The following is a 13399-nucleotide window of genomic DNA, read 5'->3' on the forward strand; positions in this document are numbered from 1 at the left end:
CATGTCTTTCTCTATGACTAAACTCAGCACAGCACTTCTTCTTACAGGTTCTCTTGTAGGATGTGCAGCTGTAGTAAAAACACCTTATGAAACGCCTGCGGTACAAGTTCCGGGTAGTTTTCAATATGACACAGCAAAAGCAAAAAACATGTCTGCCGATCAATACTCTGATCGTTGGTGGACGCTTTTCAATGATGCACAGCTTAATCAGCTGGTAAGCAATGTATTAGAACGTAACAGTGATTTAGCAGTTGCAGGTATTGCCTTAAAACAAGCTCGTCTACAAGCTGATTTAACCGCTAACAAGCAAGGCTTGCGAACTAGCTCTAGTGTTTCTACAGGGCATTCTTTCGATTTAAATTCGGGAGATGATAGCTCTAAAGGCCTATCAATGAGTGCAGGTATAAGCTATGAGCTTGATTTGTTTGGCAAGCTTGCACGCCAAACTGAGGCAAGTAAATGGGAAGCCTTAGCGACTGAACAAGACTTACAAGCCACTGGGCAAAGTTTAATTGCAACCACTGCCAAACTCTATTGGCAACTCGGTTATTTAAATGAGCGCTACTCAACTGCCCAGCAAAGTCTCGCAACCTCTCAAAAGCTTTATGACTTGGTACAAATTCAATATAAAGCTGGTGCTGTTTCAGGTGTAGATCTGACTCAAGCAGAACAATCGGTACAAAGCCAGAAAGCGAGTTTAAGCCAAATTGAACAACAATTGGTTGAAACACGCACGGCTATTGCTGTGCTATTACATGAGCCGCTGCAACAATTAAACATTCAAGAACCAAAGCGTTTACCACGCACTGCTCTACCTACAATTGGTGCTGGTTTACCTGCCGATATTTTATCGCGTCGCCCTGATTTGCAAGCAAGTGAACTCCGCTTAAGAAAAGCATTAGCAACTAAAGATGCTACTAAGGCGAGCTACTATCCATCGATTAGTTTAACCAGTAGTTTGGGTTCAAGCAGCACATCGTTGACAGAACTGTTACGTAACCCTGCCCTCACGCTTGGGGCAAGTTTAAGCTTACCGTTTTTGCAATATAACGATATGAAGAAAGATATCGCGATTAGCAATCTTGATTATGAAAAAGCAATTATCCAATATCGTCAAACGCTTTATCAGGCTTTTGCTGATGTAGAAAACGCTTTATCGAGTCGTACAGAACTCGACAAACAAGTAGCGTTACAAGAACGTAATGTTGAACTTGCAGAAAAAACTGAACGTTTAACCGAAGTCCGTTACCGTTATGGTGCTGTCGCATTAAAAACACTTCTTGATGCTCAGCAAACCACACGTACTGCACGTTTAAGCCTCGTTGAAACCAAGCGAAGTCAATACAATGCTTATGTCACCCTCATGCAAGCTTTAGGTGGTTCACCTGTAAAAGAACTGCCGAAACAATAACCCTAGCGGTATTGTTTGGCATATTTATTCTTTCACCAGATCTGGATTATTCTGGATCTGGTGAATACGCTTAATCTTATCCTGATCATCAAAAACAACTTCATAGAGAAGTTTCTGACCATTGAAATACATCTCGGTTGGAAAGCCTATCACTTCCCGTAGACCAATGGTGGCAATATCCACAGTCGTGTGCCATAGCGTACGGCTGATTCTGGCTGCTTTTGAGTAGTCTTGCTAGAAGGTATAAATCTCTTTACGTTCGCCATTCACGGTTTCTGAAGTGAGAGGTGCGTCCAATTCTGAAATCACATAATTTCGATGTTTTCCCACCTCTAAAACTGCTATATTCTTTTTATACGGTGGGTTACTTGTCATTTCCGTGGCGCAACCTTGAAGTGAAAGAAGAGTGACTAATCCTAAAATAACAACTATTTTCTTCACGTTCCCCCCGAAAGCTAAAAAATAATATGTTTATCGTCATTCTCTTTAGAATTTTCGATTCAACAAAAAAACCAGCATTAATTAGCATATAAATTATTCGATGATAAATGATTAAGTATATTTTTCGATATATTTTCAATGTACAACTAATTGCTGAATTGAGTAGAGCATCAAAAATTTATACAGCAATATTGCAAATCGTTTTTATATTGACGCTACTATTTCTGTTTTATATTCTGAGAAAAATAAACTATAAAATACAATTTTTTATATAATATGTCTGCCGTATAATTATAGTTAGCCACCATATACCTACGACTGTACATGTTCCTAAACAAATACAAATATAGATAGAGAAGTTCTTTCATGTTTCCACAATCGCTAAAAATTATGTCATGTGGACTTATAACCACAGCAGTAACTGTTTTACTTAGCGCTATACTAGGGTTTAAATTCTTTACAATCAGCATTGGTATTTTCCTACCAATTGGTGCCGTCATTACTGGAATAATAGCCGCATCTGGCTTTTATTTTGGTAGTATCTACTTCAATAAAAGACCAGAAGTAACTTTACTTCTTCAAATGGTTATTTTTACTGCGATTGCACAAATATCAATCTACTTTTTAGAATACACTCTTGCCATCTTTGAGAACGGCGAAAAAGTAAGTGATTTTATACCATTCAAACATTATATGAGCTTCATTCTAACAAACTCGACTTATAGTCTTGGAACCGGTGCAAGAGAAACCGACCTTGGAACAATGGGAGATTTTGGTTATTTAATAGCAGTAATTCAATTTATTGGTTTTATGCTAGGAGGAGCATGCATTTATCTTATTCTTAGAGCAAAGAGCTTCTGCGAAGAATGCAATAAATATTACAAAAAGGTAGCCACTATAAATAAATATTTTAAAACCCATGAGGAACTGATCAATTATCAAAATAGTCTCGCCACTAGTCCCATTGGCTCTGCGGAATACTTTGCGGCAATAAGCTACGATTGCCAACTAAATGCAAGATCGAAGTACCTTTTCCACCATGAATCCATATTACATGCATGTCCACAATGCAAAAATCAAATTCTCGAAGAGAAAACATATCAAATGGATAAAAAAAACATACCCGTTGCTATTGATGGCTTATCTAGGAAAGTACAAGTTCAAAAAAACATTCCTCTTATAGATTTATTCATAAAATATAAGAAAAATTAATGCCCTCTTTGCTACCAATCAATATAGCAATTAACAAGCCATTCAAAATGAATATCTTAAATTCTAACGTTATAATTTTTAAAACCGTTATCCTCTTAAAAAACAAAGCCGCTATAAAAGCGGCTTTGTTATATAAATTAGATAAATCTAATTATTCATCATCCATCATAGATTGGCTCATACCTACAGTATTGAAACCAGCATCTACATATAGAATTTCACCAGTAATACCTGAAGCCCAAGGTGAGCATAGGAATAATGCTGCGTTACCTACTTCTTCAATGGTTACGTTACGTTTTAATGGCGCAACTTTTTCATTGGCATCTAACATTTTACGGAAAGACTTAATACCAGAAGCAGCCAAAGTACGGATTGGACCCGCAGAAATCGCATTTACACGAATACCGTCAACACCCAAGCTTGATGCTAAGTAGCGAACGCCAGCTTCTAAAGAAGCTTTTGCCATACCCATAACGTTATAGTTAGGCATAACGCGCTCAGAACCTTGGTAAGTCAAAGTCAATAAACAACCTTGGCGAGCTTGTAATAAAGGTTTTGCAGCACGAGCCATTGCAATAAAGCTGTATGCACTGATGTCATGAGCAACTTTAAAACCATCACGGTCAGTCACGTCAGTGAAATCACCGTCAAGTGTATGTGCAGGTGCAAAGCCAATTGAGTGTACAACACCGTCTACACCATCCCAATGTTTTGCAAGTTCTGCAAATGCATTATCAATTTCAGCATCAACAGCAACATCACATGGAAACACAAGCTTAGAACCGAATTGCTCAGCAAATTCATCCACACGCTTTTTTAATTTTTCGTTTGGATAAGTAAACGCAAGCTCTGCACCTTCACGGTGTAATGCTTGTGCAATACCAAAAGCAATTGATAATTTACTAGCAACGCCTGCAATCAAAAAGCGCTTACCTGCTAAAAGTCCTTGTGTCATGCCGATCTCACTCAAAACAATTTCAAGCATAATGCCAATATTCAGCGGTTTTCGAAATTGCATAATGCATCTTTTTTCAAAAATCGCACGAAAAAAAAATCGCTCCTGATAAGGAGCGACTTCTCGATGAATTTAATCTTAGTCGTCAGACAATAAGCCAAGTAAGCGTAAGAAAGAAATATACATCCACACTAAAGTTGCAAGTAATGCGATACCACACAACCATTCCATGAATTTTGGTGCACGATATGCTGCATTAGTTTCGATTAAATCAAAATCTAAAATCAGGTTAAGTGAAGCAATCACTGCAACAAATGCAGCAAAGCCAATGCCTAACCAGTTACTTTCAAAAATATAAGGAACACTTGAACCAAATGCTAAACGCATGACCATCTGCACGATAAATACAATAAAGATCGCCAAAGATGCAGAAATTACAACTGACTTGAACTTTTCAGTTGCGCGAATAATTTGGAATTTATATAGACCAAACATCACCAAAGTCGTAACGAAAGTGGCTAATAAAGCCTGAAGAGGAACACCTGGGTATTTCAACTGGAAAGTAAAAGAAATACCACCTAAAAAGGCCCCTTCAAATAAGGCATACGGAATTGCCAATGTTGGTGCGGTCGTTGGTTTAAACGTTGTAATTAAAGCTAAAACCAAGCCACCAATTGCACCCACAATTGAAGCCGCGTAAGCAATGCCAACATTTGCAGTAAAGGCTGCATAGAAAAATAAAGCGACACCCACCGCAGCAGCAATAACTGTCAACATTACAGATTTTTGAATCGCACCTTGCACAGTCATCGGTTGACTATAGTCACTGACCGTTTCAACACGGGTCAGTATCGGGTTATTACTTTGCATAAATGCTCTCTTTTTATAATAAAAATTTAAAACATCATTTTAAGCAAAATGAATATGAAAGCCAAATCAGGCGATCGGCATTATTGTAACAATCCCCTTTAAATAATAAAAAAGAAGGCAATAGCCTCCCTTTCATATCAATCGGGCAAAGTCATTAATCTTTACCGTCAGTGTTCATGATAAAGAAATATTCACGGTAATATTTCAACTCAGAAATCGAGTCACGAATATCATCCATTGCCAAATGCGATGCATTCTTTTTCAGACCGCTCATGATTTCAGGGCGCCAGCGTTTTGAGAGTTCTTTTACCGTAGATACATCAAGATTACGATAGTGAAAATACTGCTCTAGTTCAGGCATAAGACGGTGTAAGAAACGGCGATCCTGACAGATCGAGTTACCACACATCGGTGAAACTTTTGGATTAACCCATTTTTTTAGGAATTCTAAAGTTTGTAACTCAGCATCACGAGCTGTTAATTTGCTGCGACGAACTCGTTCAACTAATCCAGACTGCCCATGTTGGCGGGTATTCCACTCATCCATTGCATTTAAAATACGGTCAGGCTGGTGAACGGCTAAAACCGGACCTTCGGCAAGTACATTTAAATGATCATCTGTAATAATTGTTGCGATTTCAATAATTTGGTCATTATCGGTATCTAATCCGGTCATTTCCAGATCAATCCAAATTAATCGTGTATTTAAAGTACTGCTCATGTATGTACGTTCTAAAATGCCGTAAAAACATCAATAGTAGCAAATTTCTTGCATCTGCGCTGTAATTCTATAGCCGCTTCATGCTATTTTTGCCATCTTCAAACAGTGGTTTTTTTGGGATATGAATGGCTTTAATTCGTAAGCGTCGTTTAACTGAACAACAGCAACGTCGTATTGAAAAACAGCACAAAACTCGCCAAGAAGAGGCCGATACTTCACAAGATCTGGACGGACTAGTGGTACAACATTATGGCCGCCAACTTGAAGTACAGGCACTCTCTGTACCTGAGCATCACCCAGAAAAACCTCAAGTTGCTGAAGGAGAGCCAGATCCTTTCTGGAAACCTATCGAGCTCAAAAGCGTATGGCGCTGTCATACTCGAACAAACTTAGAATTACTTGTGACTGGTGACCGAGTTAAATGGCAAGCTGACCCAAATACGGGTTTAGGTATTATTACAGCCATTCACCCTCGTACCTCTTTACTTACCCGTCCAGACCGTTATCACAAAGTTAAACCTGTGGCAGCAAATATCAGTTTGATTGTGATTGTATTTTCACCGCTTCCTGAACCTGCGCCAACGCTAATCGATCGATATTTAGTTGCTTGTGCAGATGCAAACATTCCTGCTCTTTTAGTCCTCAATAAGTCTGATTTACTCACTGAAAATGACCCAATTCTCACGCTATTAGAAGAATATAAAACTTTGGGTTATGAGGTGATGATTTGTCAGTCTAAAAAGGGTGATATCTCTGCTTTATCTGAACGTTTAGATGGCGAAACAGTCGCTTTCGTTGGCCAATCGGGTGTAGGAAAAAGTTCTTTAATTAATGTGCTCATTCCAGAAGCAGAGCAAAAAACAAATATTATTTCTGAAAACTCTGCACTTGGTCAGCACACAACAACCTCTACACGTTTAATGAATTTCGGTAAAAATGGCGCGTTAATCGACTCACCGGGAATTCGTGAATTTGGGCTTTGGCATCTTGATTTAGAAAAAATTCGTATGGGCTTTCCAGAAATTGAAGCACATTTGGGTTCTTGCCAATTCCGTAACTGTACCCATACTCATGAAAAGAACTGTGGGTTAAAACACGCTGTAGAATCTGGTGAAATTTTACCACGGCGCCTAGATAGCTTTTTGCGTTTAAATGATGAGATTCAAGAAGCACAGCAAAAAAACTAATTTTCTGTCCGCTTTGCCCTTGAAGTGGTGATTTTGATCACCATCTATATACGCTATACTCTAGGTCAATTTTGTTTTTAATTTTTTTAGGTGACTTGTGGAACGCTGGTTAGAGTTTATGGGGAATCACCCCATTTTGTTTGGTACGCTCGGAGTCTTGGTCGTGTTGTTCTTCATTTTTGAAGGTCAACGTAACGGTCGTAAAATTTCACCACAGTCGCTTGGTATTTTAGTGAAAGCGAAAAATGCCATACTCATCGACTTGCGCGATAGTAAAGACTTCCGTGAAGGTCATATTAGTGGTAGCCGCAATATTCCTTTCAGCCAAATTGCAAGTCATGCTGATGAATTAAAAGCAAGTGACCGTCCATTAGTATTTATTTGTAATCTAGGACAAGTTGCTGGTAGTGCTTTGCAAAAAGTTGCTCACCATGACAGCTATCGTCTTGATGGTGGTATTAGCAACTGGAAAGCACAGGGCTTACCTCTTGTTAAAAGCAAACCAAAAGCTTAAGGAGAATTATTATGGCTGCAAATGTCATTGTTTACTCAACTTCTGTATGTCCGTATTGCGTTCGTGCTAAACAGTTACTTGAGCGTAAAGGTGTTGCTTATAAAGAAGTAAATCTTTCTGTTGAAGCACCGGAAGTACGTGTTGAATTAATGCAACGCACTAATCATCGTACTGTCCCACAAATTTTTATTAACGATCAGTTTATTGGTGGTTTTGACCAACTTTATGCCTTAGAGCGTGAAGGTAAACTTGACGAATTATTGGCTTAACATCGCATCCATATTAAGGAAAAAACAATGAGCGAAGAACAACAAGTTCAACCACAATTAGCTTTAGAGCGTATTTATACAAAAGATATTTCTTTTGAGGTTCCTGGGGCACAGGTTTTTACTAAACAATGGCAACCTGAACTCAATATCAATCTTTCTTCTGCTGCAGAAAAAATTGATCCAACTCATTTTGAAGTTTCTTTAAAAGTTGTGGTACAAGCCGATAACGACAACGAAACAGCCTTCATTGTAGATATCACTCAATCAGGTATTTTCTTGATTGATAACATCGAAGAAGATCGCTTGCCGTATATTTTAGGCGCTTATTGCCCAAATATTTTGTTCCCGTTCTTACGTGAAGCGGTAAATGATTTAGTGACTAAAGGTAGCTTCCCACAGTTACTTCTTACACCAATCAACTTTGATGCAGAGTTCGAAGCTAATATGCAACGTGCTCAAGCTGTTGAAGGTCAAGCTTAATTTTATAGCTTGCTCTAAACTAAAAAAACCGCGTAATTCGCGGTTTTTTTATGTCTGCTATTCGCTATTAAGTATCAAGTGAATGAAGCTGAATTGTAGGAAATTGAAAACCACGGCAAGATAATTCTGAACGCCATGCCACTGTTAAAATCATATCACCCACAACGAAGTTTTGATAAGCAAATGTCCCGATAAGTGGATGAGAACATATTCCGCCACGGTCTGTAGGATGTGCTTGGGTGTTTAAAGTATTTAAATCTAAACGTATACCAAGGCCTGATGCTTTTAGAACGGCTTCTTTAGTCGTCCAGACTTTAAACCAATATTCTCTGTCTTGTTCTAGACTTTGCCATGTTGCATATTCATCGGGATGAAATGCATGCTGCGCTAGAGCTTCCAAACGTACTTTACGGTCTAACTCTTCAACGTCTATACCGATATCTTTAACATGCGGACTCATCGCTAAAGCGTAGTATTGTTGGCTATGAGAATGATTAAAATCTAAATTCTGACTCAATAAATATGGCTTGCCATGCTCATGCTTTGCAAACTCCAAATCTGTTATTGTAATTTGTAACTTCTGTGCTATGAGCTCGTTTCTAATATTATGTATTTGCTGTTTTTTATAATGATTAAATGTACGGAAGTCTGGAAAATCTTGTTTAGATTTTAAAAGAAGCTGGGACAATGTCTGTGTGTAGACTTCAATATTACGTTTAGACATTGTCCCGACCTTATTTAAAATTAATTAGAACTTAACCACGTCGCCTTTTAAGGTAACACCCGCCATCATGGCACCTTTATAGCAATCGTAAGTTGTCGTACTTGTAGTTTCATTGGCTTTAAAATAGCTCACAATATTAGTAACAGCATTTGCACCTTGTGCTTTAGCATTATTTTGCATTTGGATCAGTGCTGAACGTAAAACCCAGTCACAAGACGTTGCTGCTGACTTACCAAAACCATTAGTTTTTTTATTGGTTACCGCATCTTTTTGAATGATTTTACCGCCAGACTTTGTACCCTTTAAATAAAACTTTACTGAACCATCTAAAGTCCCATCTGCAACTGCACGGTCTACAGCTTCTTTAAAATTTAACTGATGTACTTCATCTCCAGCCTGAACAGTAGCAGTAAAACCCGCACTTAGCATTGCTACAAATAAAAGTTTTTTATTTAACATTGTTGTGTTCCTTATTGTTTAACACGTTTAAAAATAAGCGAAGTATTAATTCCGCCAAAAGCAAAGTTATTGCTCATAATAATGTCAGCATCCAAATTTCTCGGCTGCTGAACGATATAATCCAGTTCGCCACATAGTGGGTCGATTTCATCTAGGTTTAAAGTTGGAATAAAGCGGCCACGATTCATCATTTCAATGCTCAGCCAAGCTTCAATAGCTCCGCACGCCCCCAGCGTATGTCCAAAGTAGCTTTTTAAAGAACTGATCGGTTTACGTCCTAAAACTGTTGCTGTCGCCTGACTTTCAGCTACATCACCCTGATCTGTTGAGGTGCCATGAGCATTTACATAGGCAATGTCTTTAGCCTCTACAGATGCATCTTTAAGTGCTAATTGCATACAGCGCCCCATCATCTCGGCGTCTGGTTTAGTTACATGTTGACCATCAGTATTGCTACCGTAGCCAATCACCTCTGCATAGATATGAGCACCTCGAGCTTTAGCATGTTCATATTCTTCTAAAATTAAACAACCTGCCCCTTCACCAATCACCAATCCATCTCGCTTAGCATCAAATGGACGCGGTGTTTTTTCGGGTTGATCATTCATGCCACTGGTCGCGAACAATACATCAAAAACGGCTGCACCTGCTGCACTAAGTTCCTCAGCACCACCTGCAATCATGACCTGTTGTTTGCCATATTTAATTGCTTCATAGGCTTGCCCAATGGCCATAGAACCAGAGGTACAGGCACTTGAGGTAGGTAAAGTTAAGCCTTTAAGACCAAAATATACGGTCATGTTCACGGCACTGGTGTGGGCCATCATACGAATATAGGTTGTTGCATTGATCTTACTCATGCTCTGATGAAGCAACATGCTAGCAAACTCACCTACGGCCTCTACGCTACCCGCAGAAGACCCAAAAGCAACACCTGTTTCGCCACTAGACAAAATTTCATGACCAAGCAAACCAGCATTTTGTAAGGCAGTTTCCGCACAAACCACAGACATGAGTGCTACACGCCCCATCCCGCGGGTAACCTTACGGTTAAAATGTTTTGGAACATGGAATGTTTCAACAGGCCCAGCAAGCTTCGTTCGAAGATCAACATATTGCTCCCACTCTGGCATGTAGCGTATACCGCTTTTGGCAGCGTCAAATCGAGCAAAGATGTCATCGGCAGTTTCACCTAAAGAGGTAATTCCAGCCATTCCTGTCACAACCACACGCTTCATCAGATGAGCCCTCCATTCACAGAAATAACCTGTCGAGTTACATAAGAAGCTTCATCTGAACACAAGAATTTTACTACACTCGCCACTTCATCGACCTGTCCCATGCGTTGCAACGGAATCATTTTAAGCGCATGTTCTTTGACTTCATCTGTCACCATTTCAGTTTCGATCAATCCTGGTGCAACACAGTTCACAGTAATTTTTCGCTTCGCCAATTCGAGTGCCAAAGCTTTGGTCGCACCAATCAGACCTGCTTTTGCAGCACTATAGTTAACCTGACCACGGTTACCCATAATCCCAGAAACCGAAGATAAGGTGACAATACGGCCACCTTTACGTAAATGAATCATTGGCATAACTAATGGTTTTAATACGTTATAAAAACCGTCTAGGGAAGTCGAAATAACTTCATCCCAATCTTGATCGGTGAGTGCAGGAAAAGCTCCATCATGAGTAAGACCTGCATTCAATACAACGCCATAGAATCCGCCATGCTGTTCTACATCTTGTTCTAAAATCTGTTGAACAGTTTGGCGTTCATTTACATCAAACATTAGATAATGGCTATTTTGTCCTAATGCTTGAATCTCTTGTACGACTTGCTCAGCCTCTGCCTGACGCGAACGTGCATGCACAGTCACATCAAAACCAGCCTTGGCAAGTTGTAATGCAATCGCTTTCCCAATTCCTCGACTTGAACCTGTTACTAAAATTCGTCTTGTCACAATATATTCCTAATTCTTTGTGGTTATTCAAATGGTGATTCTGTTGGCTCAAATACACTTAACGTTGCCTGAATGCAGTGCTCAGCATATTGAATTTCACAGGAAAATTGCCCAAGTCCTTCATGAAAATATTGTTGTTCTATTTGAATGATCAATCGTGAACCTAAGGCGAAATAAGGGATCGGTAAATTTAACTTACGCGTTCCCAATAAAAAACCGACTTTTGGCGCTTGTTTTGACTGCTGACCTTGCCAGCCGGAATAAGCACTAATCGTTTGTGCCATAATTTCAATGCTTGCCCATGTCGGCAAACCTTCTGCTTCACAAAACATCAGCTCTGGCGTAATCGTGAGTTCTGCTTGCGCCCGCCCTTCTGCAACCTCGATTAAATGGTCAATAAATACCATCGGTTGCTCATGAGGAATATATTGAATTGCATCCAGTTTCATTAGGGTTTCACTCCAAAAACAAGACTAATATTACTTCCCCCAAAAGCGAAAGAATTACTCATGACATAGCGAATGGGCTGTGTTAACTCGGATTCTTGCACATAGTTTTGATCGGCCAAATCTGGATCAACCTCAACACTTTGATGTAAAGGCAACCAACTTTGATCTTTTAGAATCTGTGCACAAATAAAAGCTTCTATGGCACCTGCTGCACCAAGACAATGTCCAGTTTTATGTTTAGTACTACTTAAAGCAACTTGGTAATCACCAAAAACTTGACGTACAGCCTTAATTTCCATTGCGTCATTTTGTGGAGTTGCTGTTCCATGCAAATTGATATAACCAATCTCTTGGGCGGAAAGATGTGCCATATCTAATGCACGTTGCATGGCTAAAGCGGCACCTTTACCTTCAGGGTGCGGGGCTGAAATGTGCCATGCATCCATAGATTCACCAGCACCCATTAACATGACAGGCGCTGATGCTTTACTTAAAACAAAAAATGCAGCAGCTTCACCAATATTAATACCATCACGATTTACACCGCAGGGTTGGCAAATATGTTCAGATAAACTTTCTAGGCTATTAAATCCATTTAGGGTCAACTTACACAAGGTATCGACGCCACCAACCAGCACAACATCTGCTAAATCTGCGTGAAGTAATCGCTGCCCTGCGGCTAATGCTTTAGCGCTTGAAGAACAAGCTGTCGAAATAGTATAGGCGGGCCCTTCCCATCCTAAGTATTGCTGTAATGCTTTCGCTAAACAGCTCATTTCTTGAGGATAATGAGATATTGATAGATCTGTTTGCCCTTGAAAATATTGCTTAAGTAAGAGTTCATTATCTGCAATACCAGAGGTAGACGTGCCCACCACAATCGCCAAACGTTTATTTTCAAAGGATGCCGTATAGGCTTTTAACTCTGTTTCGATTTCAGATAATGCGGTTAATGCAAAACGTAGATTACGTGAATCTACAGACCGCAAAGCATGAGGTAGGCTCGAACTTAATGGATGCGTATATTGTCCCACCCAAACATCACGATCAGCGATTAAATCATCTCGCAAACTCAAGGTTTGCTGCGGCTGTTGTAATGCTTGTTTGATTTGATTAAGTTCGCAGCCTAATGCAGATAAACCAACACTAAATTGTATGCCTACTGCCATTGGAGCTGCATTTGCTGAAGGTAAATGTTTCATGGCGTAGGACTTTCTTCTGTCTGTAAGGTGTTCTCAATCGAACTCAGCGTCATGGTATAAGGGACTTGTTCATTAATCAATTCAATGCTTCCTTGCCCTTGTTTAACCTGCAACACAGGCTGCTTTTCAATATAAACAACCTGCTTGTCTGCTTGTTGTTGCATCTCTACGGCTTGCTGCCCTAAATGCGAAAACTGAGGGTATGTCGCAAACAAAAGGTCACGCACCACAAACTCAAAAGGCAATAAACGCATTTGATCAATACGTTGTTCAACATGAACCCGATGCCCATCAAACTGTAACTTAAATAATTGTTGACCTGTCAGGCTTAAAGCGACCATATCCAGTACAGCACCCTTTTGCTGTTGATATAACAAGAAGCTAAAACTTTGCTGCTTCAACTGAACTTCAACTTGATCTTGCCTTTGATAAGTCTGAGCCTGCCATAGAGGGCTTTGCAGCCCTTTAGCATGTGGCATGACCTGACAACCATTTAAAAATATAAAGCTACTGAGTAATATCGTTGCCCATTTGCGTTGCAT

Annotated in this window: 16 protein-coding genes and 1 pseudogene; 6 read left to right on the forward strand and 11 right to left on the reverse strand. The window is 39.6% G+C overall.

All coding sequences use genetic code 11. The features are described 5' to 3' along the window. Positions 1-13 precede the first annotated feature (13 nt). A complete protein-coding gene (locus F968_RS16110; RefSeq protein WP_081399700.1) occupies positions 14-1411 on the forward strand; it encodes an efflux transporter outer membrane subunit in 1398 nt (465 codons plus the stop codon). Positions 1412-1435: 24 nt separating this feature from the next. Here F968_RS16110 and F968_RS16115 read toward each other — a convergent pair. Continuing rightward, positions 1436-1852, reverse strand: a pseudogene (locus F968_RS16115) (hypothetical protein). A gap of 366 nt (positions 1853-2218) precedes the next feature. Between F968_RS16115 and F968_RS16120 the strand changes: the two are divergent. Further along, entirely contained in the window at positions 2219-3064 is an 846-nt protein-coding gene (locus tag F968_RS16120) for a hypothetical protein (RefSeq protein ID WP_004794668.1), read from the forward strand. Positions 3065-3215: 151 nt separating this feature from the next. On the opposite strand, the gene F968_RS16125 is transcribed toward F968_RS16120, so the two are convergent. The 3 genes from F968_RS16125 to orn form a co-directional block, all read right to left on the reverse strand. Next, complete coding sequence (locus F968_RS16125; RefSeq protein ID WP_023274323.1) at positions 3216-4019, reverse strand: enoyl-ACP reductase FabI; 804 nt, start codon at positions 4017-4019, stop codon at positions 3216-3218. 138 nt (positions 4020-4157) lie between these two features. Then, positions 4158-4889 (reverse strand): Bax inhibitor-1/YccA family protein, encoded by a 732-nt coding sequence (locus F968_RS16130; protein ID WP_004794670.1) that lies wholly within the window; start codon positions 4887-4889, stop codon positions 4158-4160. A 154-nt stretch (positions 4890-5043) separates the two neighbouring features. Continuing rightward, complete coding sequence (gene orn, locus F968_RS16135) at positions 5044-5610, reverse strand: oligoribonuclease (RefSeq protein WP_004794671.1); 567 nt, start codon at positions 5608-5610, stop codon at positions 5044-5046. A 125-nt stretch (positions 5611-5735) separates the two neighbouring features. Between orn and rsgA the strand changes: the two genes are divergently transcribed. The 4 genes from rsgA to secB all read left to right on the forward strand — a co-directional run bounded on the left by rsgA (position 5736) and on the right by secB (position 8060). Continuing rightward, positions 5736-6797, forward strand: coding sequence for a small ribosomal subunit biogenesis GTPase RsgA (gene rsgA / locus F968_RS16140; RefSeq protein ID WP_004794672.1), 1062 nt, complete (start codon positions 5736-5738; stop codon positions 6795-6797). Positions 6798-6894: 97 nt separating this feature from the next. Beyond that, positions 6895-7311, forward strand: a complete 417-nt coding sequence (locus tag F968_RS16145) for a rhodanese-like domain-containing protein (RefSeq protein WP_004794673.1) — start codon at positions 6895-6897, stop codon at positions 7309-7311. A gap of 11 nt (positions 7312-7322) precedes the next feature. After that, entirely contained in the window at positions 7323-7580 is a 258-nt protein-coding gene (gene grxC, locus F968_RS16150; protein WP_002114715.1) for a glutaredoxin 3, read from the forward strand. A gap of 27 nt (positions 7581-7607) precedes the next feature. After that, positions 7608-8060: a protein-export chaperone SecB gene (secB, locus tag F968_RS16155; protein WP_003654925.1), complete on the forward strand. Its 453-nt coding sequence runs from the start codon at positions 7608-7610 to the stop codon at positions 8058-8060. Between the two features lie 67 nt (positions 8061-8127). Here secB and F968_RS16160 read toward each other — a convergent pair whose 3' ends face one another. From F968_RS16160 to F968_RS16190, 7 genes are read right to left on the reverse strand one after another with little or no spacing between them, the layout of a single operon-like run. After that, complete coding sequence (locus tag F968_RS16160) at positions 8128-8784, reverse strand: 4'-phosphopantetheinyl transferase family protein (protein WP_004794674.1); 657 nt, start codon at positions 8782-8784, stop codon at positions 8128-8130. Between the two features lie 24 nt (positions 8785-8808). After that, a complete protein-coding gene (locus tag F968_RS16165; protein ID WP_004794675.1) occupies positions 8809-9243 on the reverse strand; it encodes a hypothetical protein in 435 nt (144 codons plus the stop codon). 11 nt (positions 9244-9254) lie between these two features. Then, positions 9255-10481: a beta-ketoacyl-ACP synthase gene (locus tag F968_RS16170; RefSeq protein WP_004794676.1), complete on the reverse strand. Its 1227-nt coding sequence runs from the start codon at positions 10479-10481 to the stop codon at positions 9255-9257. Beyond that, a complete protein-coding gene (locus F968_RS16175; RefSeq protein ID WP_004794677.1) occupies positions 10481-11206 on the reverse strand; it encodes a 3-ketoacyl-ACP reductase FabG2 in 726 nt (241 codons plus the stop codon). Before F968_RS16175 ends, F968_RS16170 begins: the two co-directional genes overlap by 1 nt. Before the next feature lie 23 nt (positions 11207-11229). Continuing rightward, on the reverse strand, positions 11230-11655 hold the full coding sequence (locus F968_RS16180; protein WP_004794678.1) for a hotdog family protein: 426 nt from the start codon (positions 11653-11655) through the stop codon (positions 11230-11232). After that, positions 11655-12857, reverse strand: a complete 1203-nt coding sequence (locus F968_RS16185) for a beta-ketoacyl-[acyl-carrier-protein] synthase family protein (protein WP_004794680.1) — start codon at positions 12855-12857, stop codon at positions 11655-11657. The genes F968_RS16180 and F968_RS16185 overlap by 1 nt, the downstream gene beginning before the upstream one ends. Continuing rightward, the gene (locus tag F968_RS16190) at positions 12854-13399 is read right to left on the reverse strand and encodes a DUF3261 domain-containing protein (RefSeq protein WP_004794683.1); all 546 of its coding nucleotides are present in this window, start codon (positions 13397-13399) and stop codon (positions 12854-12856) included. Before F968_RS16190 ends, F968_RS16185 begins: the two co-directional genes overlap by 4 nt.

It is taken from the genome of Acinetobacter sp. NIPH 817 (genome assembly GCF_000368405.1).
Taxonomy (GTDB): domain Bacteria; phylum Pseudomonadota; class Gammaproteobacteria; order Pseudomonadales; family Moraxellaceae; genus Acinetobacter.